This is a genomic window from Corynebacterium sp. ZY180755, assembly GCF_054331495.1.
Genome location: NZ_CM135811.1, coordinates 1926924 through 1950377, shown reverse-complemented (window position 1 = coordinate 1950377; position 23454 = coordinate 1926924). Strand labels below are relative to the sequence as shown.

The following is a 23454-nucleotide window of genomic DNA, read 5'->3' as shown; positions in this document are numbered from 1 at the left end:
AAACGGAAATAGGGCCTTCAGTCGGCTCATCGGGCTCAATAGCGTTGGGTGCTATGGAGACCGTAAAACAGCGACTCAAAGATCTCACCCGCCCTACTAGCGAGGACGACGTGCTGCGGGTGGACTATCCCGCCCCACGCGTGGAAGTAACAACGCGCGCACTGCTCATGGTCACAGTGGTGGCCGTCATCGGCACGGTAGTCTTCGCCCTTGTTGTGTTCGCGCGCGGTGCATCCGGGCCTGCGCCCGCTCAGATCCCCCACGCTGTAGGGCCTACCAGTCAGAGCGTGGCGCCGAGCGGTGACATCGTGGTGTCTGTGGTTGGTGACGTGGCTAGACCCGGGTTGTACACCTTCGAACCCGGCGCGCGGGTGGCGGACGCCTTGGATGCTGCTGGATCGCACGGGGCGGAGCCACAAGCCCATGCGGCGCGCGCCGGGGTGAATCTGGCGGAGAGGCTGGCTGATGCGCAGCAGGTGTATGTGCCTGCTCAAGGGGAGGCGCCGCCGCAGGCGGGCGCCGGGGGCCCTGGTGTCGCTGGATCTGCCGGTGCGGTGGGGAAGGTGAACGTGAACACGGCGTCGGCAAGCGAGCTGGAGACCTTGGACGGGGTGGGGGCAAAGACTGCTCAGGCAATCATTGCTCACCGGGAAGAAACGGGCGGGTTTAACTCTGTTGAGCAGCTGATGGAGGTCAAGGGCATAGGCCCGGCAAAGTTTGAGTCCATGAAAGAGCAGGTGACCGTGTGAGCGAGCTGCGGCTTATGCCGCCGGCGGTCACAGCGTGGGCCATGGTTGTGGCCGTACTGGTTACCCGTGGCCTGTGGTGGTCTCTTGGCATCGTCGGTGCGGTGTGTGCACTCCTGTGGGGCGTGAACCGAATAGGCAGCCTCCGTGGTGTTCTGCGCGGGCAGGCGTGGTTGTCTGGGGTGATAGGTGGTGCTGCCGCGATGGTGGCCTTCCTGCGGGTGCGGGCCCATGGAAATGTGGCTATTCCAGATGAGCTGGTGGGAACCGTGGTGCACGAAGCCCAGCCCACGGGCCAGGGATTCGTGATGCGACTCGACGTGCCGGGTGTGTATGGCCAGCTGCCCGTCTTCGTCCGGGTGTCCGATAGTGATCGTGCCCCGCAGGGATCCTATGGTGAGCAGGTTCGCATCGCTGGTGAGGCAACGGATACTGAAAGTGCAACGGTGTCACCGTGGTTGTTCATCGCACATGACGTGGAGGTGGTGGGCCCACCTGAGGGATTGCGCGCATGGGTGGTGCATGTCCGCGACACCTTTGAGCAGTCCATACAGGCGGTGATGGGCGGGAAGCTATCCGGCGACGGCGCCGGACTCATGCCGGCGATGGTGCTGGGCGATACCTCCCTGCAGTCGGCTGAAGCGCAGCAGGCATACGTGAACACCGGTTTGGCTCACCTGTCCGCAGTCAGTGGCGGCAACATTGCCATATTGACGTCCGCGGCAGTGGTGGTTCTGGCGCTGCTGGGTGCGCGCCCGGTGGCACAGGCCATAGGGGCCATGGTTGCGCTGATAGTGTTCGTGGCAGTGGTGGGGCTGGAGCCTTCTGTTCTGCGGGCCATGATCACAGGGATGGTGGGGCTGATCGCCGTAGTGTACTCCACGCGCACGCCGCCCATGCACGCGCTGTGCCTCGCGGTGGTACTCGGACTCATGTGGGATTCCTCCCTAGCAACCAACTATGGTTTCGCGCTGTCTGTGGGCGCTACCGCAGGCATCATTGCGCTGTTCCCACTGGTGTTCAAGGCATTCATGCCGCTGAACATGCCGGAGGTTCTTGCCCGCGCCATAGCCTTGACACTGTCCGCTCAGATCCTCACCATGCCCCTCGTGGCAGCAATGGCAGGCCACGTCTCCACGGTGAGCGTGGTGGCCAACCTGCTGGCAGCGGCAGTGGTAGCGCCCATCACCATTCTGGGCATGGCCGCGGTGATCTTCTCGCTGCTGCCCTTCGGGCTTGAGATCCCCCTACTGTATCTGTGCTTACCGCTTACGGAGTGGGTTGCGCTCGTCGCCCGCCTTGGTGCTGCCACCCCAGGCGCCACCATCAACGTACCCGAAGGCTGGCTAGGGATCGCGTGGGTGAGCCTATGCTGCGCGTGGGTTGTAGGCCTCGCACTCATCCAGCGTATGACCTGGGTGCTCAGCGCGCTGGCCACCCTCATGCTGGGACCAACAGTGTGGGGAGTGCTCACGGGTGTAACCAACCCGCACCACGTGGTGGACCAGTCAACGTTAGCAACCTATGAGGTAGGAACAGTGGATGAGATCGACCAGGCACCTGCCGGCACGCAACTGATCATTGTCACGGACCCTTCAGGCGCACCATCAACACGGCCGAATCAGACGTCCACCGGCATTCCCATTCTGTTTCCCAACCGCGACGGGGAAGTACTCATCTACTCAGACGGCACACAGAAGGCAGCGAATGGAATGTTTTAGCGCACAGCCAACTCTGTGGCACGATGGTGAACGTGACTACTAGCCCAACACCTGCCGTGCATTTGATCCTCGGTGAGGAAGAATTCCTCGCCGAGCGAACACGCCTCAACATCATCGCGCAGATCAAACAATCCTCGCCCGAAGGCGACAACATTGTGGTCTCCTCCCTCAAGGCAGGCGAAGTAACGGAAGCAGAGCTCGTTGACCTGCTCTCCCCGTCACTGTTCGGCGAAGACCGCATCGTTGTCTTCAACAACGCCGAAGACGCAGGCAAAGAGCCTATCCAGCACCTACTGCAGGCCGCCATGGACCCAGGCCCAGGCATCTACCTCATCATCCTGCACAAGGGTGGTGGCCGCACCAAAGCCATGGTGGACAAGTTCAAAAAGATCAGCCAGGTCCACGAGGTAGCAAAGCTAAAGGCCAACGAACGTCCACGCTGGGTCACCAACGAATTCCGCGCCCATGGCGTAAGCGTCACCCCAGACGTCACCACAGCGCTGCTGGAAGGCGTGGGATCGGATCTACGCGAACTCGCGTCGGCCGTCGCCCAGCTCGTAGCTGACACCGGTGGCAGAGTAGACACCAACGCAGTCCGCCGCTACTACCAGGGAGTCGCCGAGGTATCCGGCTTCGACATCGCAGACCTAGCGTGCTCCGGCAACGTCCAACGCGCGGTGGCATCCACGCGCCGGGCTTTGCAGTTGGGAATTTCCCCAGTGGCACTGGCTACCGCCTTGGAAATGAAGGTGGCCAGCATTGCCCGGCTGTATTCCACCCGCGGGCGCATTAACGCCAACGCCCTTGCCGGGCAATTAGGCATGCCACCTTTCGCAGTGGAGAAAGCAGCCAAGGTGGCGCGCCGCTGGTCAGGAGAGAACGTGTCCAATGCGGTGATCCTCATGGCGGAGCTCGATGCCGCAGTGAAAGGCCAAGGTGGTGGCGATCCGGAGTTCGCTATCGAGGACGCCGTTCGTCGCATCGCACTCATGGCTGGGTAACCAGCACTCAGCACCCCGTGACAATAGGAGGAAGAAGATGGAGCAAGAATTACAAGAACTGGCCGGCAAGCTATTTGATTTCGCACGCACAGGCCAGACGGCCCAGTTAGCGCAGTACCTCGATCATGGCGTGCCCGTGGATCTGGCGAACCAGAACGGAGACACCTTCGTCATGCTGGCAGCATACAAGGGCCACGCAGAGACGGTGGCTATGCTTGCCGCGCGCGGTGCAGACGTGAACAAGCTCAATGATCGTGGGCAGTCGCCACTGGCCGGTGCGATCTTCAAGAAGGAAGAAGCAGTCATTGAGGCCCTGATTGAGGCAGGTGCCAGCCCTACGGCCGGAACCCCGTCCGCGGTTGATACGGCCACCTTGTTCGGCCAATCAGAGCTTGCAGAGCGTCTGTCGCAACTTGCTTAAGTCCACACCTTACGGGGACAATATGTCCTCGTGACACTAAGCCAACTCGGCACCGTCATGGTGCTCAACTTCGTAGGAATGGCCACACCCGGGCCCGATATCTTCCTCATCACGCGCCTAGCCACCCGCTCCCGGCGCCACGCTTGAGCCTCCGTTTTGGGCATCGCCACCGGCCTCATCGTGTGGGTTACGCTCACCGTACTCGGCGCGGCGGCCCTGCTGTCTGCATACCCGCAAATCCTTGGGCTCGTCCAGCTCATCGGTGGCGCCTGGATCCTGTGGATGGGGTACAAGATGCTGCGCAGTGCTCTGCATCAGTTTAAGTACCCCGGCGTGCTCGCGGAGGAGCCGGATGAGCTCTTTGGTACAGCGTGGAACTGCTACCGCCAAGGACTGATCACCAACCTCTCAAACCCCAAGGTGGTCCTCTACTTCGCGGCGATCATCGTCCCGCTCATGCCGCGCGAGCCAAGCCTAGGCACCGTCATCGCCATCGTTGTGGCCATCGTGATGAGCGCGATCGTCGGATTCGGGGCTCTAGCCACGCTGATCTCCACCAACCGCCTGCGCAGCAAGTTCCTTAAAGCTGGCCCCTACATTGATTTCGTGGCAGGAATCTTCTTCCTCATTGCCGGCTGCGGCCTTATCATCGCCGGTGCATTGGACCTGACCGGAATCACTGGCTAAGAGGCATACAAAAGCCTGTGGCCCCACACGTGATTGTGTGGGGCCACAGGCTTTTAAGCTGCAAGCTATGAAAAGATCCTCTAGATTAGGAGAGCTTGTTCAGAGCGGAAGCCATCTTGGACTTCTTGTTAGCAGCGTTGTTGCGGTGCAGAACGCCCTTGGAAACGGACTTGTCCAGTGCGCGGGAAGCAACGCGAAGCTGCTCAGCAGCTGCATCCTTGTTGCCCTCTGCAACTAGGTTGCGGAACTTGCGGATCTCGGTACGAACAGCGGAGCGAACGTGCTGGTTGCGAACGCGTGCCTTCTCGTTGGTGATGATGCGCTTCTTCTTGGACTTGATGTTTGCCATGTCAAATACCTCTTATCTAGTAAACGTGTATGTCACTGGGAGGACTTCTCATGCACGATCCATCGCGCCCTGATCTGCAGGGTTTGAATGTGGTGATTGTGCTGGCCACTGCGCAAAAAGCGGACCCAAGGTCCTGACCGCCTGGCAGCAGCATCCATCCGCAATGAACGCGAATTGACAACGAGAGGAAATCTTAGCAGGTCACGCACGGGAAAACAAATAGTTTCCTCAGGTGAAAGGGGGTGGGCCTAGACCCAGCCGTAGTCCTTGCGCAGGCGGATGGCAATGCGCTCAAATCGGCCTTGAGGAATCACCGCGCCCTGGCGGCGAATTGCGTGCTCAGGGATACGGATGAGGCGATCTAGGCGTACCCATGCTTGCTCGCCGGATTCCTCCCACGGCCCCGCGCCAATGTCGAGCCAGTGCACGTCATCAGAGTGCTCGTTGTTAGGAGAGGTCAAAAGCCCCAGGATCTCATCGTGGTGGCGGGCAATCACTACCAGGGCGCGCTCGGTTTCTGGGGTGTTTGCTGCGCGGGTGGCATTGGTGCAGGTAGGTGCCCAGAACCAGACCACTTCGCCGGGATCTACTTGGCCGTCCATGTCGGGGGCGTAGAAGATGCCCCGCGGGTTGCGGATGGTTGGCTCTACGGTGAACTCCAGCGGGTGTGGCTTGTTCTGATCAGGTTCTTGCTCAGTGTGGAAGCCAAGGCGGTTGTTGAGCCTTTCCAAGCCCTCAGTGAGCGCATCGGAGCGTTTGTCTTTTTTAGACAGCAGAGATGCAATCTTGGACTTTAGTCCTCGTTTGCCTGCGCTGGCTGCCATGAGATCTTCCTGCCGTAGGTGAACAAATGGTGTTTAACTGTGTGGAACGGGGTGGACTCAAACATCAGGTGGGATTGCTCTAAGCCTTGAGTTACTACCCTAGTCCGTGCTGTTTTTGATTGCACTGGGTTGCAACCAAGAATCTGTACGGCCCCACCAATCCGCGGTGTCCTTCATCCAGTACTAACGGCAGTTCGCTCATTTTCGTTACACGCGGCCGTGTGAGCTGTGTAAATAACAAAAGTTTAGGGGTTTTTAAGGCTTAGCCGATCGCCCAGTGTGAGGTGGTGGTGTGCCCTCATTCTGGGGTGGGGTGGGCAATGTCAAGCGGTGCGATGACGCAAAAGGCGCTGTGGGGTAAAAGCGGTTTGTCCCGATGATTATTGTGCTGGGGTTTTGCGGTAGGGTGTACGGGATACGTATAGAAAGGTATTTTAGGGACTTTCATGGCCAAGAACTTCGCGGAAAAGACGTTTACGGATACTAAGCAGATCCGTAATTTCTGCATCATTGCTCATATTGACCACGGCAAGTCCACGCTCGCGGACCGCATTTTGCAGCTGTCCCAGGTCGTGGATGCGCGCGATATGCGTGACCAGTACTTGGACAATATGGACATCGAGCGTGAGCGTGGCATCACCATCAAGGCGCAGAATGTGCGCCTGCCATGGGTTCCTCGCTCCGGTCCGCACGAGGGCGAAGAGATCGTCATGCAGATGATTGATACGCCGGGCCACGTGGACTTCACCTATGAGGTCTCCCGCGCGCTGGAGGCCTGTGAGGGCGCGATCTTGCTTGTCGACGCCGCCCAGGGCATCGAAGCACAGACGCTCGCAAACCTGTACTTGGCCATGGAGAATGATCTGGAGATCATTCCAGTCCTCAACAAGATCGATCTGCCTGCGGCAGATCCAGATAAGTACTCGCTGGAGATCGCAAACATCATCGGTTGTGAGCCAGAGGACGTTCTTCGTGTCTCAGGCAAGACCGGTGAGGGCGTGGAGGCTCTCCTGGACAAGGTTGCTGAGCAGGTTCCGCCACCAACCACTGATTACTCAGAGGACGCGCCAGCGCGTGCGATGATCTTCGACTCTGTCTATGACACCTACCGTGGTGTTGTTACCTACATTCGTATGATCGACGGCAAGCTCACTCCGCGCCAGAAGCTGCAGATGATGTCCACCGGCGCGGTACACGAGCTGCTGGAAATCGGCATCGTGTCGCCCACACCAAAGAAGTGCGAGGGCCTGGGCCCTGGTGAAGTGGGTTACCTCATCACCGGCGTGAAGGACGTGCGCCAGTCCAAGGTGGGCGATACCGTCACGTGGGCAAGCAACGGTGCAACGGAGCCTTTGCAGGGCTACGAGGAGCCTAAGCCGATGGTGTACTCCGGCCTGTTCCCGATCTCTCAGGCGGACTTCCCGGATCTACGCGATGCACTGGAAAAGCTGCAGCTTAATGATGCCTCCCTGACCTTCGAGCCAGAAACCTCCGTGGCATTGGGCTTCGGCTTCCGCTGCGGATTCCTTGGCCTGCTGCACATGGAGATCACCCGTGACCGCCTAGAGCGCGAGTTTGATTTGGATCTGATCTCCACCGCGCCGTCCGTGAACTACCACGTGGTAGCTGAGGACGGATCAGAGACCCACGTTCATAATCCTTCTGATTGGCCTGGTGGCAAGCTCCGCGAGGTGTGGGAGCCGATTGTGAAGACCACCATTATCGTGCCTTCTGAGTTCGTGGGTACCACCATGGAGCTGTGCCAGTCTAAGCGCGGTCAGATGGGTGGCATGGACTACCTATCTGAGGATCGCGTGGAGTTGCGCTACACCATGCCATTGGGTGAGATCATCTTCGACTTCTTCGATCAGCTGAAGTCTCGCACCAAGGGTTATGCGTCCCTGAACTATGAAGAGGCGGGCGAGCAGGAAGCGGATCTGGTCAAGGTTGATATCCTGCTCAACGGTGATCCGGTGGACGCCTTCTCCGCGATCGTTCACCGCGACTCCGCTCACTGGTACGGCAATAAGATGACGAAGAAGCTTAAAGAGCTCATCCCTCGCCAGCAGTTCGAGGTGCCTATCCAGGCTGCGATCGGCTCCAAGATCATTGCCCGTGAGAACATCCGCGCCATGCGTAAGGACGTTCTGGCAAAGTGCTACGGCGGCGATATTTCCCGTAAGCGCAAGCTGCTGGAGAAGCAGAAGGCCGGTAAGAAGCGCATGAAGACCTTGGGTTCTGTGTCGGTTCCTCAGGAAGCGTTCGTTGCAGCGCTGTCTACTGACGAAGACTAGGCGCACCTTGAAAGGGCCAGGAAGAAAGTCATCTTCCTGGCCCTTTGTACTGAGCGCAATGGTAGGTCAAGCTTACGCCGGCGGCGTGCAGGCGAGGCTATGCTGGTGTGTGCTTGGGCGGGCACGAAAAAGCCCATAGCTCCTGAGTTTGAACTGCTCCCCATTAGTTGGACTGAGAAATCAGATATCTACTGATGGTAAGCAGTTCAGACATACCGTAGGACTTCTTCCAGTCCTGGACGCTGCCGCGTCGCACCAGTCATCCGATCTTCAAACAGAGAAAAGACACCCTCTTTGCGCAACAGTTCAGTCTGCCGCTCCAGGTTTTGATCCTTGGAACTCACACGGGCGTAGGCAACCTTTTCGCCAGACACAACCTCAGGCTGTTCGGAAATATCTAGAGGCAGCGACACATCTGTTCATTTATCCATAAACCCACCCTAGCGAACAGGTGTTTCTGTAGTTCACAATGTGTTCGGTTGGGGTGTACCCTAATGAGACAGTCTCAGTTTCAGAAGCCCTCTCCCTCTACCCCATCATTACCCGGCAACCTGGGGGACGACTTCTGAAATTTTGTTTTCAGTACCCGTCTGCATTGTCTGTCTTTTCCAGAAGCCTCTGCACTGACCCACATTCCTTGCCATCCCGAGAAGGACCGTACCCCGGGTATGGCGAGATGCCCCGCTCAATGACCGGTATACATCGAAAACTGTCACATTAATTATTTTTGGTTCCGTTTACGTGACACAGGTAAAATAACGGGTTGAGTGACAATTTTCGTTCCTGCGCCCTTGGGCAATTGTCGAAGTCAGAAGACGATTACACAAATTTCAGAAGTCGTCTGCACAGGTTCTGCCCGCGGGGTTCCCAACGCCTCGGGCAAGGCCCTGCGACACTCCCCAGGCTCCATACGGCTTCCTGATTCGAGCAGGTGGCGTGGGGCCGTTATGTTTTACGGCAGTCCCAACACACGTAGGACAGCAGTGGTCGTCAGGGCCCACACCACAGCGTCCATTCGTGAACGATGCGCCAGCAGTAGGGCTGCTCCTGCCATGACTCAGAGACCTTGGGCGAAACCGGCAGGTTCTTCTTCCTAGCTAGATGCCCTGTGAGAAATGGGGGTTAGAATCCACTTGCTCAATGTAGGTGACAAAACTTGGGTATTGATCCACGAGCGCGTCAGAGTCATCCATTAGTAAGAGCTCGGACACCTCTTCAAGCATTGCAATATCATCGACTTCTACCACTGTCACTAATAACCACAAGCGTAGGCTATCGTTCCTGTTTCCTTCTTGTTCCACCTCGTACTGGGATAGGAGCATCTCCCGTAAGCCATCGTTTTCGTGCGGTGCAGGCTGCTTTGAGGATGAAAATATCTCCACTCCCGTGAGAGACTTCAGCCTCATCACTCGCTCTGCGAAGTTCTCATATGCGCTGGATATTTTTTCCGGCTCTACGACGAAATAGGTAAGAAAAACAGCTTTATGTCCCATAAGGTGCAAACTATCGTGCAGCCATGAAAAGGCCCTCTGTGGGATATTTAGAAGCGGGCCACGCCTTACAGTGTCGGTAATAATGACCTAAGGGCACAAACTCACCTGCGCGCCTCTCGGCAGAAAGCTCCCCATACCCATGACCAACTACCGTCGCTCCATCATAGTTGTCCGGCGAAGAAACGGACCATATCTTATGAACGTTGCATTTCACCGCCACTAGCTCCATAGCGCGCGATTCATTAGCAAATGTGGCCGGGGAAAACGAGAACATAGCCACAAGTGCAGTAGTGCAGGCAACTAACGTTTTCTTAAACATATTCTGAACCGTCCTGTTAGATGTACCGAAACTCAAGCCAGGCAATGTGCCTAGGTGGCTGGGATCTACCCCTTAATGGGCGAGGGAAACGAACGTGAAAGCCACCTCGTTTATCGTGACATGGCTTGCGAATTTCCTCCATCGATAAAGTGGAAATGTCCCTTTAGCGCCCAAAATTGGGGGTAGTCTCCGGTTGGTCTGTGGTTTTATCCGCTGATATCGCTCGAAGCGACCTCGGAAATACCGCAGTGCCCTCGCATGAGAGCAGAGCTTCAGCTGCCAGCAAGCAGTTTCTGCCCATCCTTGCGCAGCTCCCCAGTGGGAGAGACATGCGGGTAAAGGGTCTGGCGGGTGACCCCGAGTTCCTTGCACAAGGCTGCAACGTTGGTCTCGGGTTGGCCCATCGAGGCCATGGCTAGGCGTACCTTCGCCGGGGTCATCTTAAACGGCCGACCCCCCTTGCGCCCGCGGGCCCGGGCGGATTCCAGGCCGGCCTTCGTCCGCTCGGAGATCAACTCCCCCTCAAATTCGGCCAGTGCGGCGAAGAACCCGAACACCAACTTGCCCTGGGCTGTGGTGGTGTCGACCGCCGCACCCTGACTATCTCGGTTTCAGGAAGCGCGCGCCAGCGGCGCTCCAACTCGTCTAAAGAGACGTCGAGGTCTTTGGTCTGGCGAGTTTTCTTCTGCCCGATGCGCTCAAACGCGGCCTGATCATCGAGACTGTTTTCTTCGCGCCACTTCTCGATTTCATTTGCTCAAGTAGAAAACACCTTGAGCATCTTCGTATCGTCAAGGCCTGCAATCTCAACACAGCCATTCGTCACGTCAGACCACGCAACACCGAACTGCTTCGCAAGCGTTTCACGCAGCGTCGCTTGATAGATCGTTCCTGCCGGGCGCGCCTCGTGATACAGGCTCACTCCATCAAGCGTGCGCCACTTTCCATCGGCACACAGTTGCTTATTTGCCAAATAGAACATGTGAGTGAACATGCGGATCGCCAGCGCGACTTGTCCGGTGCTCATACTTCACGCCGGAGAGCGCTTCAACGCGATCAATCACCATCAGATCGCGGTCGAAATCATCGGCGCGGCGTGTGTATCCGGCGTGCTCGGAAAGATACGAAAGCGCCTCCGACACCGCTTGCGCGTGCGCGGCGTCGACTACCTGGCGCACATTTTCGCTTCCGAACCCCCACAAAACAGACACGCTTTTCGGGGGCGCAAAACGTTAAATCGAACCCCGGCACACCAGTCAATTTTGGCACGCGTCCAAGTTTCTCCCCGCTTGGTGCGAGCGCTTTATTGAACCACTCTCGCACCGATAAAGCGCAAGTGCCCTTTTCTTATTACCACCTGTTGCAGAGTGTCAGCGACGGTCGAAAAGTAGCCCACTTCTGACGGTGGAAAAGTAGCCCAATTGTGCTTGTGGTTTACTTTAGTGCTTTGCCGCGTTCTGCGTTTACGGAAGGCAGGATATCTTCGTGACCGTTGACGCGGTAACTGGTTACCTTGTGTGTGAGAATCTCTGCGTGGTGAACTACGCGGTCAATCATGGCTGCGGCGATTGTTTGCTCACCGAAGCATTCACCCCATCGCGAAAACAGCAGATTCGAAGTCATAATCAGCGACGCTTTCTCATACCTGGTTGATACCAATTGAAAAAACAGGTTGGCCGCTTCAGCCTCGATGGGAATGTATCCGACTTCATCGACGACAAGAAGAGCGTAGCGCCCCAGCTTGGTCAGCAGTTTTGGCAGTTCCCCCCGGTCATGCGCCTGGGTAAGTTTCTGCACCCAGCCAGCAGCGGTGTCAAACAAAACCCTTCAGCCCTGCCTGGCAGCGATTACTCCTAGTCCAATTGCTAAGTGGGTCTTGCCGGTACCAGGTGGGCCGGGGAAGATGACATTGCTTGCCTGGCTTATCCATGCTGAGGTTTCTAGGCGCGCAATTTTTGCCCGGTCGATGCTGGGCTGGATGGTGAAATCGAATTCTTCAATCGTCTTCACCTGAGCAAACCCTGCTCGCTTGATTCGTGCATTGGCTCCGGATTCTTGTCGGGCAGAAGCTTCAACAGATAACACCGCAGCTAAGTACTCTTCAAAGCTCCACCCATCTTCACGAGCTTGTTCGGCGGTTTCGAAATAGGTAGCGCGAATACGAGGAGCTTTTAACACCTTGGAAATGTGGGCTAACTCAGAATCAATCTGGCGATGATTTTTAGTCGTCATGCTGACTGCTCCCATCCTGCGATCTTGTCGTAGATACTCAAGTCAGCAGCTTCAACAGCAATATCGCACGCTCGTGGTTTCGGCGCTGCCAAGCTTTGACGCATCTGTTTAGCCAAGTATTGATGGTCAGGATCGGTTACTGTGACGTTTTTACCCCACACCCGCCGGTGATCGGCAACAATAACTCCAGCGCTATCGGTGATGACGACCCTATGAAGCTCAACGAAAATAGTCACAATTTTTCCGATTGCTGCAGGTGATACCGAATAACGGTTGGAGTCAACAGACACATAGTAGTTCCTTGGCAAGCGCACTTGGCGCCGAAGCCCAGTCTGCGGCGCATAGGGCGGCAGGGCAGACATCGCTTCCTTATCGGCTGCCCACCGATCTACTGGGCGTTGTTTCAACGTGGCGTGGATACGCTTATTAGCAATGCTATCAATCCAGGAATCCAACTGAGCTTGGGCATCGATGGGATCGGTAAACCGCCGTCCCGGAAAGAATGAAGTCTGCAGGTACTCGTTATGGCGTTCAACAATGCCCTTGGTTTCGGGATCTCGTGGCGGTGCTTGGCGGATTTTAAGTCCTAACGTGCCAGAAAATCCAACGACTTGATCCACCAGCCTTTTGTTCCCAATACCCGACTCGTGATCCCATAAAAGGTGCTGGGGCACGACTTGGAAGCGATCGTGGAGCAGCATCCACATCCCAGATACCAAATCGCCCGTGGTCTTAGTCGGCAGCACGCATGCGGCCATAAACCGTGAATACGACGAGACCATCACCAATACCGGAAACTTTGCTGGCACGCCATATCATTGGTGATTCCGTCATCCGGGAACATGAGATCGCATTGAATCTGCTGACCAGCCTTATGGCCCAACACATCAACCGGGTCTTTTGGCATGTATTCAGGCCGGATACGGCGAACATTTTCCCTAAACCAAGACATAGACCCTGTCCAGCCGACTCGTTGAGCTAGCACCGTAGCCGGTAGATCCGGTACATCATCAAGCAAAGCGCGTACATCAAGTTCAAACTCATCAAACGCTGTTTTTTGAGGAGCACGCTGCTTATACGAAGGCGGAGTATTCGAAGCTAAAGCCCGCTCGACGGTTTTCTTCGCGCAGCCAACGGTGCTGGCAATCTTACGAATCGACATACCTTCATTGCGCAAGATTCTGATCTGCGCCCAATCATCCATGGAAATCACCCATCCAATTGTTCTCGGATGGGCTACTTTTCGACCGTCGTTTTTGGGCTACTTTTCAACCGTCACTGACAGTTATCGAAACTCACCCCTTGACTCATATTAAAATCAAATAGACGTTATCAATAAGTCACATGATTCTAGGAGCCACAAAACCCGTGCATATAACAATCGACCCTGAATTTGGCCGAGCCCATCCATTATGGTCGAAAAACGACAATGGAACCAACATTCACATCTACCCATTTAGCAAAGCGCTCATAGAGAGAATATTGCGGTGGACAAAGTACTGGGATGATAATTACCTGCCTTTCAGGCAAATAGATGACACTTTCACTCAAGGTTGGACCCCGGAGGCAGATGTGGACGGGTGGATAAAGGAAGGTATTAAAATTACTGAAAAAATGATTGAAGAAGATCCATCAGTTACTATAGAAAAAAAATTTTTAGACTATAAGAAGGAAAGATGAAAATTAATTACCGCCGGGTTTCAGTATCGATATTCGCTACGTTACTCATAGGCCACTCTGCCACAGCCCCCGCTTCAGCTTCCCCCAGCCTTCCCTCACCTTCAGGATCGGTGGATAACTCTACCCTAAGCAGCTCCTTCAAAATTGCACCTTATAGCTGCACGCCAGAAGATGCTAAGTCGGGAAGATGTGGTCCTACTAACGGAGATATCCGAACTCGAATGGACCAATGCATTAACGGCAGCATTTCACCTAACGACGTGATCGGATCCCCCATGGGGCCACGACTCTTTATGACATGTGGCGCTTACCGACATATCAACGATAGACACAACGCCAATGCCGACAAAGAACACTTCCTAATTTGCCTTTCAAACGTAAATTCAAAGGGTGGATTACAAGATGCAAAAAACCCTTTAGAGAAACATAAATCATGGAAAAATAAGAAGAGTAATGTATGGGGCAATATCATTTTCGATCCATTTAGAGAAACAATAACTACAGCTTTCACTAGCGGTGACGGTAAAGACTGGGGCGGATGCGCACGCTAAATACAAAGCTTATCTTAATCGGGAGCCAACACTAACGTCACCAGTTCCAGGGTGCTGTTGCAAAGTTGGGACAGTAGAAAAAATCGGCGTGAAATAATCAGAGCCATGGGCATCTTCTCCGGTCGGCATTTCCCCGTGACATCATCCTGTGGGCGGTGCGGTGGTACTGCCGCTACGGGGTGAGCTACCGCGATCTCGAAGAAATGATGACCGAGCGGGGTGTGCCAGTCGATCACACCACGATCTACCGCTGGGTGCAGGAATACGCCCCTGAGCTGGATAAGCACACTCGGTGGTACCGGCAGGTACCCGACTGGCAGGCCCGGTTCTGGCGGGTGGATGAGACCTATATTCGGGTCGGCGGCACGTGGTGCTATCTCTACTGGGCTATTACCGCCGGTGGGCAGACCTTGGACTTTTATCTTTCTCCGAAGCGCAATGTCGCGGCGGCCAAGCGTTTCATGGCCAAGAAGCTGCGATCGAATACGACAGCCGGGTCCCCGCGGGTCATCAACACCGACAAAGCACTAGCTCTGGCCAAGACAATATCCGAGCTGAAGGCGGAGGGAATCTGCCCTCAGACGGTGGAGCACCGGAAGGTGAAATACCTGAACAGCGTTCTCGAGGGAGATCATGGCCGACTTAAAAGAATCCTGGGGCCGAAGGGAGCGTTCAAAAACCGAATTTCCGCCTACCGGAGGTTGAAAGGGATGGAAGCGATGCATTCATTACGGAAAGGCCAGGGCACGATGTTTGCCTACGGGCACCTGAACCCAGACGCGGTGATCGTCAGCCGGATATCCGAGACAGTTTAAGCACCCCGGAGCAAGGACAACTAATGTCTTCAGGTTGGGCTTTTCGACCCTGGCCCAACTTTGCAGCAGCACCGTTCAAAGGCTTCGACCACGAGAGCGTCCGATAGTTTGTGTGCGGGGGTGTCCCTATGTTTTTGTCAAGTGTTAGGTTGCCGCTGACGAATACAGATGTGGGGGTAACTTCTAGGCGTGCTTTGGAACCGGCCAGCGTGTGCTGGTCGGCTTTGTCTTTTATCGTTATGCGGCGACTGGGTGTGGTGGGATTTCTCGGAAGAACTCTTTGTTTTTCAGCATTGCGTAGATGACGTTGCATCGGCGTCGTGCCAGGCAGATAACTGCTGCGTTATGGCGTTTACCTTCGGCGCGTTTTCGTTCGTAGTACCGCTTTGAGGGTTCCTGGTTGCGAATAGCCGCGAACGCTGAATAGAACAAAGCGTTTTTTAGTCGTTTGTTTCCTGATCGTGCTGGGAATTCGCCTCTGATTGATGACCCTGATCGTCGTGTCACTGGTGCGATGCCCGCGTAGGCGGCTAGGTGGCCGGCGCTGTCGAAGTCGGAGCCGTCACCGATCGCGAGGAGGATCTGCGCTGCGGTTGTGATGCCGACTTAGGGCATACTCATCAAGACCTCACAAAGAGGGAAATCATCAAGCATCCCCTCAACCTGTTCAGCAATGGTGTCGCGCTGCTCTTTTAAGGCTTTGATGTTTGCAGCTAGTTGGGGAATGACAAGCTCGGCGGCATCGCTTCCAGGCACAATAACTGTTTGCGCTTTCAGTGCTGCAAAAATCTCGTCTACCAGCGGGGTGGGGTCTTTGCGTGTATGTTTGATCATCCAGTTCAGTACTCGGTGGTACCCGGCTCGCTCGTTTTCAGACCCTGGGCCCCTTGTAGTGGATCAGCATATCCAGGATTGGGGTGCGAGTTAGGCTGCTACCCGGAAGAACTTGTTCTAGGTTTGGGTGGATCTGGGTGAGGATGCTACGTAGTCGGTTGATGGTGCGGGTGCAATCGCGGGCGATGTCGTCATCGAAGCCGGAGAGCATCTTTAGCGCGGAAAGCACCTCGCTGTTTCGATCGACTGCACGAAGTGTGTGGGGCATCGTGCGGGCAGTGTTGGCGATGATGAAGGCGTTGCGTTTGTCTGTTTTCGCACGGCCTGGATAGAGATCTGCGGCTTTGCGCATGGCTAGGCCGGGTAGGTATCCGACTTCGCATCCGCAGGCATGGGCTACAGCGATAGGTAGTGCGCCGATAGTGTTGGGTTGGTCGACGACCACGAGCACGGTGCCATGCTCCTGAAGTTGGCGGAAAAGACCTGCTAGCTCAGATTCGAGTTGCGGCAATGGTTTGTCGAAGACCTTGTTGCCGTCGCGGTCTAGAGCGCAGGCATGGTGTCGGGATTTTCCTACGTCTAGGCCGAGGAATATGTCGATGGAATGTTCCTGCGACATGGTGAGCTCCTAGAAAACGAGATGAATGTGTCGTTGTTCCAGTCGCTGGCGTCATGACATTCGTTGCGAGCACCCACGTTACAAAGAGACTTGGATATAGATTCCGGCCGTGTCCCTATCAGCTGTCATCGAACGTCCTGGCACCCGGCGGCAACACCCCCGGATCATGGAAACTACAGGGCAAGTAAGCCATACCGAGACCAGCGACTATCCCTATTATCGGAGATACTCACAAGGTAACGGGTGAAGTTGCTTAGAGAGGGGTGGATCCACTTAAAGGGACTTCGCTCCGATTGCCAAGTTGATGCTGGGGCTGTTGGCTTGATCGTGGAGCTTGAATGGTTCGTCACTCGAGAGCGCTAGGTGGAAGGAACTGCCCGAGCAAAGGAGTACGGATTTTGTTTGAATAGAAATAATTATCGCTAACGTTGAGTTGTGAAATCTACCTACACGTGAATCGATAATCAGGAGATTTGGGGAGTACGGTAGTTGTGGCCATAAAAGAATCTCCTAAACGTTCTATTTTTGATTTTTGAGAAGTTTCATCATAACCGTAAAGGCGAACTGCTTCTCCAATGCATCGGGGGTTCTTTAGGTTAACGGGAAGTACAGCTTGTTTATTTTTAAATTTATCTGGGCGAATAACTAAGAATGCCTTATCATTTTCGAAAGTTATGGATATTGGTGATGGCCCATCAACGTTTAGTTGCTCACTGTATTCAAGAGTTCCGGTCTTGATATTTACGGCAGTTAATCTCCTCTCTTTATCTAGCGAGTAAAGGGTATCTCGAAAAACGGTAGAGAATCTTGCCATCGCTGGAGGGGAGGTAGTAGGAAGCGCTATAGTTTTCTTCACGAAAGTCTTTTCTCCGCGATCCTCTAAAATGAGCGATAAGGGGTTTCCGATTTTGTCTTCGCTGACAATTGCACTTGAGGGGGAATTGCATGACAAATGGTTTTCATGCCCTAGTTCATAGGGAAAATTCCAGATTATATCTGAAGTCTTAATTTCTCCACTGTTACTCCAGGTGACTATTTTTGCAGTTCCATTGCTTCCTACCTTTTCACTGTCTTGAGGGGAGAATTCAATCCACTTTATTGTGCCGTCATTGCAGGCGGTGAGTGCGCTAACGTGTTTTTCCCGGTCAATGCTCCGTACACTGTTTGAACTTACCGCGACCACTTTCCCCGCATCTGAGTTATTTGAATCACCGATGTTAAAGAGGAAGGCTCCTTGACTTTGATCGAGTGAGTTGGTCGAAGCGCTTTGAGTTCCTACTTTCAGGTCAGGCACAGGAAGGAGTTTCTTTTTCTGGAGATCTTGATCGACTAGAAGAATTGAATTCTCATCAGGAGTAGCGAATCCTCCTCCTATCCTAAGGAGTGAGGGGAAATATGTTGGAGCCACAGAAAAGGCGACCCCGCCTGAACCGGATTTGGAAGTCCAGAAAAGGTTGTTTCGATCGCTCGAGGTCAGGCTACCACTGGTTTCAGTTGAGATGCCTATAAAGTCGGAATTTTCAGTTCCAGCGCCTGTGGTTTTTGGTGTAGATGGGAAGTGTTTCCATAGAAAAATTGATCCTGCTGCCAGCAACAATAGTGTCAGCAGAATCGCGGTGGTAGTTCTTTTATTCATTAATTGAACGCAGTTGTGTTATGTGATAGAAGGATGTCCAATGGGTATACCGCGGGTTGGTATGGTTCATAAGGGTACCTTTCGCCAATATCAAGGCCGCCACCGGAAGCATGCTTATAAGCTGCCCAGACTAGTTGAGAACAATTGTAGGAATCTCTATCGATGTTCCCTATTCTTGTGGTTGCAAAATTGCTTTCATATCCCTTTCCCACTTTGCTTTCTGCCCAGCTGGCGGCTTGCTCTCGCGTTGAGTTATCTGTATTGACAGAAAGGTAAGTTGGCTGGCATACACCTAGGCGCTCACTACCTCGTAGTAACTGAACTCCAGAATCAGCTTCTACTGCTTCAACGGTAGATATCTTCCTCGGATCCGCATTTCCTTGGCTTACGAAAATGCCGTTATGTCCGTGGTTGATGATTCTTGCTCGGACAGCTTTTGAATAGAAAACGTCACCTCGATTAGTTCGTTCGTTCCCCGGAGGGGCAAATTCAGATTGATCACAGCTGGCCCCAGGGGTAGATGCGTCATTTAGTGCATAGGTATTGATACTGTTTTGAGCTGGGTTGTACAGGGACGTTGTAAATTCAAGAGATTCTTTGGCTCGTCGGTAAGACTCTTCGAACCCGTCTCGTAGGGGAATCCGATGAGCCTTGAAATCTTCACTGAGTTGTGCGTACAGGCCGTCTATCTGATTCTCTTTTAACCCCAGAATTTCTGCGATTTCAGGTATGGCGATTCGTACCCGTGAAGGCTTCCTCTTTGGAAATTTTGAGTTATCTTGAATCCCTCGTCGCCTTTCGGATCCTCGACAGGATATCCGATAGCTCCTCTTTCGTATCCCTGAGCTGTGCAACTCAGGAGAAAAAGCCCCTAGCTGAAGCGTTTACCTTACGCAGTCAGCTAGGGGCGTGTGCCTTGGAGCTTTAGGCCTCCGGGTTAGGGGCCTGGTTCTCTTCCTGGGCTGGGGTGTTGTCGCCAACCTTGTTATCTACGGCCTCGCGAGCCTTGCTAATCTTGTCAGCCTTGTCCTCGCCCATCTTGGTGGTGGCAGCCTGCTCCGCCTTGTCCAGAACCTTGTCGGTCAGGTTCTCGTTCTTCATAGCTTCCTTAGCCTTGCCTTTAAGGGAATCGAAGAGAGACATATTTTTTCCTTCCAGAAACGTCAGTAAATTCAGGTCACTAGTGTAGTGAAAAACCTGCACCTTATGTGCAAGCGAGGGCGCCCTACACTCCTGCAGGGCGCCCCATCCGTGATGGCTACCTGTTACAGGTTAGGGGTTGGGTTCTCGCCTGGATTGACATCCGTTGGGATCTCAGGAGCATCAGGGTTCATCGCTGGATTCTCCTCGGCTACTACTTCGCCGTCCACGGTATCGCGGGAGGTGTTGCCCAGCTTGCTGTCGATGAAGTTGCGAGCCTGCTTAACCTTGTCAGCCTTTTCTGGGCCGAGCTTGTCCGTAGCAAGCTTTTCTACCTTGTCCAAGATTGGGCCGGTCTTGGTCTCATCGTGAAGGAACTCGTCTACCTTGCCCTTAACGGTGTTAAGGGTGGAAACTACGGTCTCTTTGACCTTGTCAACGTCAATGTTGTTCTTGCCAGAGTTTGGGGTAGTCATAATTGCTAAATCCTTTTCTGCTAATTTTTTCGTTTCATCACCCTTCAACCGTTAAGGGGAAACTCTTAATCCCGCGCTAACGGTCACTGGTGATGCCTTGGTTTCCTTTGTACATAAACCAGCGGCCGTGGTGGGGCGCTGGTAAACCTTTGGTGCAACTTGTTAGCTAATCGTGTTCTAAGTGAAACCATCACGTTGCATCAACGGCGCATTTATGTGGCGCAGCTAACTTTTAAAAGCTCCTGCCGAGGTGTCGTGTTCGGTGGTGATGTCGATTTTCCTAGACGGTAGGCAGGGTGGAGAGCGCTTCAAAAAGCTTGCGGTGGCGGATCTTGATCGGTGCGTAGGCGGTGGTGTTCTCTGGTTCGGGTTCCACCTCAATGATCGCGCGCTCGCGGAGAGGTTCTATGATTGCCCACCCCAGTTCGCGTGCTGCAAAGCACGCGGCCCCGTGGAGACTAGCGTCTGTTGCGGACGTGATGCGAATGGTGCGGCCGGTGATGTCGGCAAGCATGCGCATCCAGGCAAGGCTGCGGGAGCCACCACCGGTGGCGGCCAAGACGGCGTCGCCGGTGATGTTGTGCGACAGGGACAGGCACACACCCTCAAGCACGGCTGCAAATAGATCCTCGTTGGCGGCGTTTGGGTGGATGTCGATGATGGCGGCGCCCATGTCGTCGTCGCGAATGGGGAAGCGCTCGCCATGGATGGAGGGTGTTGCGATCATGCCGGTAGGGCCGCGGTTGCCCTTGAGCATGATGCGGTCAGCGTCCTGGGCGGTGGTGTCACCAAGGAAGCGCTTGCGCGCCCAGTCCGCCACACCGCCCACGGACAACACGGCGGCAATGGATAAAATCTTCCCACCCGGGAGCAGGAGCTGCTGCACTTCAGACACGTCACCGAGACGGTCCATCACTTGCGCGTGCCAGCCGGAAGTGCCAAAGGAAACGTAGTCATCACCAGCGGAAAGACCCACCATGCCGCAGGTTGTGGTGGCGGCGTCGCCAGGTGACAGGATCACGGGTATGCCAGCAGGCACGCCCAGTACATTGTTGTCATGCGTGGTCCCAATACGGCCGGAGCGAATGGTGGGGAGCTTGGACATATCCACGCCAGCCACATCACAAATGCGCTGCGACCATGTGCCCGTGGCGATATCGAGCAGGCCGGTGGTGCTGGCAGTAGTCTCGTCGCAGAGTGTGCCGCATCCCAGCTGGGCGGCAACGTAGCCGGTGGGGGAGAAGAGTAGATGAGCGGTTTTGGAGGACTCGCCCTTATTGGCGAGCTCCCTGGAAAGTCGGAGCCAGCTTGCGGCCGAGGACGTGCCCACCTGGATGTTTCCCGTGATGTCATCCCACTCGGGCAGGGCAGCTTTGATCTCCGCTGCTTCCGCGCGGGCGCGGGTATCGGAGTACAAGATGGCGTTGTCTATTGCTTCGTTGTTGGCGTCGATGCGGATCAGGTCCTGCATCTGTCCGGTCATGGATACCGCGCCGATGCTGGCGTGGGGATTCAGTTCCATTAACTGGGCAATAGAATTCCTAGCGGCGGCGATCCACTCATGTGGGTCCTGCTCCACGCCACCACCTTTGATGGTGTGGGTTTCGTAGCTAGTCAATGCTGTGGCCACCGTGTCGCCGGTGGTGGCAATCAGGGCAGCTTTCGCGCCAGAGGTACCAAAGTCCAAAGCGAGAATGGTGGGCACGTGCCCAGAGGAATAGGCGCTCACAGCGGCTGGTGGTCGGGATGGTGTCGCCTCGTCAGATGTGGAAGCGGTAACGCGTGCCTGTGCCATTGTGCTCTCCCTTGTATAGGCGCCGTGCTGGATTGAGCGCTGCATTTAATTCAGTAACCTATCTACCACGGTACCCATGAGTGGGATTCGAATGTCTCGTGGAAAGGATTTGTAACCGCTTCGTGATTAAGGCCAGCTGAATGCTTGGCTAGCTGCATGCGCCAGCTGAGCGTGAGGCGCTGCGGATCTGCTAATAAAGAGCGCTGGAGGACAATTCTGAACAATGTGGTCTACTAGGGACTTGTATATCTAGACCAAACGGTCTAAAGTTTCGCTTGCTTTAGCAATCAGTCCGCAGAAAACGTGTATATAAACATTTTAAGCTGGTGGGATAACTTATCCGCTATGTTTTCTGTGGCGCGTAACATAGTTGATAATAGAAAGACCTGTCTAGTTCCATGATCGTTTCTGGTTTGATCCTCGGTGCCGTCTTGGGCATCGTCATGCAGCGTGGCCGTTTCTGCGTCACGGGCATGCTGCGCGACATCTTCCTCCTGAAGAGCTGGCGCACCTTTACCGCGCTTCTCATTGTCATCTCCGTCCACGCCGTTGGCCTGTCCGCGCTGCGCACCCTGGGCGTCATTGAGACCCCAGTGGACAACTTCGCGCCTATCGCCGTTGTAGCGGGTGGCTTTATCTTTGGTATCGGCATCGTCCTTGCGGGCGGTTGCGCCTCGGGCACCTGGTACCGCTCGGGTGAGGGCCTAATCGGCTCCTGGTTCGCGCTGCTGTTCTACTGCATCTTTGCGGGCGCTATGAAGACCGGCTCGCTGCAGTGGCTCAATGACGGCCTGCGTGAGCGCACCATCAACGCCACCACCCTGCCGGAGACCTTTGGCATCAGCACCTGGTACTTCGCTCTTGGTCTGTCCGCGCTCACCGCGTACCTGACCTGGTACTTCCTCAAGCGTGAGACCAAGGTGGCCACCCTGTCCAATCAGCAAGGTTGGAAGAAGCCACTGCACGTGTACACCGCTGGCGCACTCGTGGGCATCCTCGGTGTTATCGCATGGCCACTGTCTGCTGCTACCGGCCGTAACAGCGGCCTGGGCATCACCACTCCTTCCGCCAACATTGCCAACTACACCATCACCGGCAACGCTGAGAAGATTGACTGGGGAGTCATGCTGGTGCTGGGCATCTTGATCGGCTCCTTCATCGCGGCCAAGGCAACCGGCGAGTTCCGCCTCCGTGTCCCAGACGCAACCACCGCAGTTCGTTCCATTTTTGGTGGCGCTCTCATGGGCGTGGGCGCTGCGCTGGCCGGCGGCTGCACCGTGGGCAACGGTATGGTGGAGACCTCCTTGTTCTCCTACCAGGGCTGGATTGCACTCCTGTTCATCGCGCTGGGTGTGGGCTTCGCCGCAAAGATCTGGCTCAAGCCATCTACTGCTGGCGCCAAGGCTACCGCTGCTGATGAGACCTACTCCACCGAGCAGTCCGTGGATCAGAGCGTCACTGCCTCCGGTGTTGATCACGAGGCACGCGTCAATCGTGACTTCTCCTTCGCCGTCGCGCCTGCCGGAGTGGCACTGAAGACCAAGGTGTCCAAGCCTGGTCTGCGCCAGATCTCTGAGCGCAAGTACTACCTTGACCAGATGGGTGCCGTGTGCCCATTCCCACTGATTGAGGCCAAGGATGCTATCAACCAGCTGGAGTCCGGTGACGCACTGGAGATCGATTTCGACTGCACCCAGGGCACCGAGACCATTCCACGCTGGGCCGCCGACAACGGCCACGAGGTCACTGACTTCCGCGCGCTCGATGACGCATCCTGGAAGATCACCATCGTCAAGGGCTAACAACCTACGTCACTAGGCA

The 23454-nt window shown here is 55.2% G+C and carries 18 protein-coding genes and 6 pseudogenes; 9 read left to right on the top strand and 15 right to left on the bottom strand.

Annotated elements, in window-relative coordinates:
• Positions 1 to 53: 53 nt before the first annotated feature.
• From ACXM2N_RS08885 to ACXM2N_RS08865, 5 genes and pseudogenes are all read left to right on the top strand, one after another.
• Positions 54 to 749, top strand: a complete 696-nt coding sequence (locus ACXM2N_RS08885) for a helix-hairpin-helix domain-containing protein (RefSeq protein WP_458487911.1) — start codon at positions 54 to 56, stop codon at positions 747 to 749.
• Positions 746 to 2467, top strand: a complete 1722-nt coding sequence (locus ACXM2N_RS08880; protein WP_458487909.1) for a ComEC/Rec2 family competence protein — start codon at positions 746 to 748, stop codon at positions 2465 to 2467. Before ACXM2N_RS08885 ends, ACXM2N_RS08880 begins: the two co-directional genes overlap by 4 nt.
• A gap of 23 nt (positions 2468 to 2490) precedes the next feature.
• Positions 2491 to 3468: a DNA polymerase III subunit delta gene (gene holA / locus ACXM2N_RS08875; protein ID WP_458487907.1), complete on the top strand. Its 978-nt coding sequence runs from the start codon at positions 2491 to 2493 to the stop codon at positions 3466 to 3468.
• 37 nt (positions 3469 to 3505) lie between these two features.
• Positions 3506 to 3889 carry an ankyrin repeat domain-containing protein gene (locus tag ACXM2N_RS08870; RefSeq protein WP_458487905.1) on the top strand — a complete coding sequence of 128 codons (384 nt, stop codon included), beginning with the start codon at positions 3506 to 3508 and terminating at the stop codon, positions 3887 to 3889.
• Between the two features lie 30 nt (positions 3890 to 3919).
• Positions 3920 to 4576 (top strand): annotated as a pseudogene (locus tag ACXM2N_RS08865) (LysE family translocator).
• Between the two features lie 85 nt (positions 4577 to 4661).
• On the opposite strand, the gene rpsT reads toward ACXM2N_RS08865, so the two are convergent.
• Together rpsT and ACXM2N_RS08855 are read right to left on the bottom strand one after the other, a co-directional pair.
• Positions 4662 to 4925, bottom strand: coding sequence for a 30S ribosomal protein S20 (rpsT, locus tag ACXM2N_RS08860; RefSeq protein ID WP_458487903.1), 264 nt, complete (start codon positions 4923 to 4925; stop codon positions 4662 to 4664).
• A 248-nt stretch (positions 4926 to 5173) separates the two neighbouring features.
• The gene (locus tag ACXM2N_RS08855; protein WP_458487901.1) at positions 5174 to 5749 is read right to left on the bottom strand and encodes a hypothetical protein; all 576 of its coding nucleotides are present in this window, start codon (positions 5747 to 5749) and stop codon (positions 5174 to 5176) included.
• A 446-nt stretch (positions 5750 to 6195) separates the two neighbouring features.
• Between ACXM2N_RS08855 and lepA the strand changes: the two genes are divergently transcribed.
• Positions 6196 to 8043, top strand: coding sequence for a translation elongation factor 4 (gene lepA, locus ACXM2N_RS08850; protein WP_458487899.1), 1848 nt, complete (start codon positions 6196 to 6198; stop codon positions 8041 to 8043).
• A 206-nt stretch (positions 8044 to 8249) separates the two neighbouring features.
• Here lepA and ACXM2N_RS08845 read toward each other — a convergent pair whose 3' ends face one another.
• From ACXM2N_RS08845 to ACXM2N_RS08815, 7 genes and pseudogenes are all read right to left on the bottom strand, one after another.
• Positions 8250 to 8417, bottom strand: a complete 168-nt coding sequence (locus ACXM2N_RS08845; RefSeq protein ID WP_458491104.1) for a recombinase family protein — start codon at positions 8415 to 8417, stop codon at positions 8250 to 8252.
• A gap of 723 nt (positions 8418 to 9140) precedes the next feature.
• Positions 9141 to 9536 carry a hypothetical protein gene (locus ACXM2N_RS08840; protein WP_458487897.1) on the bottom strand — a complete coding sequence of 132 codons (396 nt, stop codon included), beginning with the start codon at positions 9534 to 9536 and terminating at the stop codon, positions 9141 to 9143.
• A gap of 591 nt (positions 9537 to 10127) precedes the next feature.
• Positions 10128 to 10454, bottom strand: a pseudogene (locus ACXM2N_RS08835) (recombinase family protein); the annotation flags it as partial.
• A 158-nt stretch (positions 10455 to 10612) separates the two neighbouring features.
• A pseudogene (gene mobF, locus ACXM2N_RS08830) lies at positions 10613 to 11033 on the bottom strand (MobF family relaxase).
• A gap of 256 nt (positions 11034 to 11289) precedes the next feature.
• A pseudogene (gene istB, locus ACXM2N_RS08825) lies at positions 11290 to 12087 on the bottom strand (IS21-like element helper ATPase IstB).
• Entirely contained in the window at positions 12084 to 12896 is an 813-nt protein-coding gene (locus ACXM2N_RS08820; protein WP_458487895.1) for a Mu transposase domain-containing protein, read from the bottom strand. Before ACXM2N_RS08820 ends, istB begins: the two are co-directional and overlap by 4 nt.
• Entirely contained in the window at positions 12869 to 13291 is a 423-nt protein-coding gene (locus tag ACXM2N_RS08815; protein ID WP_458491102.1) for a helix-turn-helix domain-containing protein, read from the bottom strand. Before ACXM2N_RS08815 ends, ACXM2N_RS08820 begins: the two co-directional genes overlap by 28 nt.
• 164 nt (positions 13292 to 13455) lie before the next feature.
• Between ACXM2N_RS08815 and ACXM2N_RS08810 the strand changes: the two genes are divergently transcribed.
• Positions 13456 to 13767 carry a hypothetical protein gene (locus tag ACXM2N_RS08810; protein WP_458487893.1) on the top strand — a complete coding sequence of 104 codons (312 nt, stop codon included), beginning with the start codon at positions 13456 to 13458 and terminating at the stop codon, positions 13765 to 13767.
• 656 nt (positions 13768 to 14423) lie between these two features.
• Positions 14424 to 15133, top strand: a pseudogene (locus ACXM2N_RS08805) (IS6 family transposase).
• 237 nt (positions 15134 to 15370) lie between these two features.
• Here the strand turns inward: ACXM2N_RS08805 and ACXM2N_RS08800 are convergent.
• The 6 genes and pseudogenes from ACXM2N_RS08800 to ACXM2N_RS08775 form a co-directional block, all read right to left on the bottom strand.
• Positions 15371 to 16586 (bottom strand): annotated as a pseudogene (locus ACXM2N_RS08800) (IS110 family RNA-guided transposase).
• Positions 16587 to 17028: 442 nt separating this feature from the next.
• Positions 17029 to 18222, bottom strand: coding sequence for a hypothetical protein (locus tag ACXM2N_RS08795; RefSeq protein WP_458487891.1), 1194 nt, complete (start codon positions 18220 to 18222; stop codon positions 17029 to 17031).
• A complete protein-coding gene (locus ACXM2N_RS08790; protein ID WP_458487889.1) occupies positions 18222 to 19076 on the bottom strand; it encodes a YiiX/YebB-like N1pC/P60 family cysteine hydrolase in 855 nt (284 codons plus the stop codon). The genes ACXM2N_RS08795 and ACXM2N_RS08790 overlap by 1 nt, the downstream gene beginning before the upstream one ends.
• 70 nt (positions 19077 to 19146) lie before the next feature.
• Positions 19147 to 19365, bottom strand: a complete 219-nt coding sequence (locus tag ACXM2N_RS08785) for an antitoxin (protein WP_458487887.1) — start codon at positions 19363 to 19365, stop codon at positions 19147 to 19149.
• 122 nt (positions 19366 to 19487) lie between these two features.
• Positions 19488 to 19838 (bottom strand): hypothetical protein, encoded by a 351-nt coding sequence (locus ACXM2N_RS08780; protein ID WP_458487885.1) that lies wholly within the window; start codon positions 19836 to 19838, stop codon positions 19488 to 19490.
• A gap of 280 nt (positions 19839 to 20118) precedes the next feature.
• Positions 20119 to 21633, bottom strand: a complete 1515-nt coding sequence (locus tag ACXM2N_RS08775) for an FGGY family carbohydrate kinase (protein ID WP_458487883.1) — start codon at positions 21631 to 21633, stop codon at positions 20119 to 20121.
• 398 nt (positions 21634 to 22031) lie between these two features.
• Here ACXM2N_RS08775 and ACXM2N_RS08770 point away from each other — a divergent pair, with 398 nt between their 5' ends.
• Positions 22032 to 23435, top strand: coding sequence for a YeeE/YedE thiosulfate transporter family protein (locus ACXM2N_RS08770; protein ID WP_458487881.1), 1404 nt, complete (start codon positions 22032 to 22034; stop codon positions 23433 to 23435).
• The last annotated feature ends 19 nt before the right edge of the window (positions 23436 to 23454 follow it).

Coding starts and splice junctions, on each gene's coding strand:
- rpsT (WP_458487903.1), bottom strand. CDS start 4,925: ATGGCAAACATCAAGTCCAAGAAGAAGCGCATCATCACCAACGAGAAG.
- holA (WP_458487907.1), top strand. CDS start 2,491: ATGGTGAACGTGACTACTAGCCCAACACCTGCCGTGCATTTGATCCTC.
- ACXM2N_RS08780 (WP_458487885.1), bottom strand. CDS start 19,838: ATGACTACCCCAAACTCTGGCAAGAACAACATTGACGTTGACAAGGTC.
- ACXM2N_RS08870 (WP_458487905.1), top strand. CDS start 3,506: ATGGAGCAAGAATTACAAGAACTGGCCGGCAAGCTATTTGATTTCGCA.
- ACXM2N_RS08855 (WP_458487901.1), bottom strand. CDS start 5,749: ATGGCAGCCAGCGCAGGCAAACGAGGACTAAAGTCCAAGATTGCATCT.
- ACXM2N_RS08795 (WP_458487891.1), bottom strand. CDS start 18,222: ATGAATAAAAGAACTACCACCGCGATTCTGCTGACACTATTGTTGCTG.
- ACXM2N_RS08885 (WP_458487911.1), top strand. CDS start 54: ATGGAGACCGTAAAACAGCGACTCAAAGATCTCACCCGCCCTACTAGC.
- ACXM2N_RS08785 (WP_458487887.1), bottom strand. CDS start 19,365: ATGTCTCTCTTCGATTCCCTTAAAGGCAAGGCTAAGGAAGCTATGAAG.
- ACXM2N_RS08770 (WP_458487881.1), top strand. CDS start 22,032: ATGATCGTTTCTGGTTTGATCCTCGGTGCCGTCTTGGGCATCGTCATG.
- lepA (WP_458487899.1), top strand. CDS start 6,196: ATGGCCAAGAACTTCGCGGAAAAGACGTTTACGGATACTAAGCAGATC.
- ACXM2N_RS08840 (WP_458487897.1), bottom strand. CDS start 9,536: ATGGGACATAAAGCTGTTTTTCTTACCTATTTCGTCGTAGAGCCGGAA.
- ACXM2N_RS08815 (WP_458491102.1), bottom strand. CDS start 13,291: ATGGATGATTGGGCGCAGATCAGAATCTTGCGCAATGAAGGTATGTCG.
- ACXM2N_RS08775 (WP_458487883.1), bottom strand. CDS start 21,633: ATGGCACAGGCACGCGTTACCGCTTCCACATCTGACGAGGCGACACCA.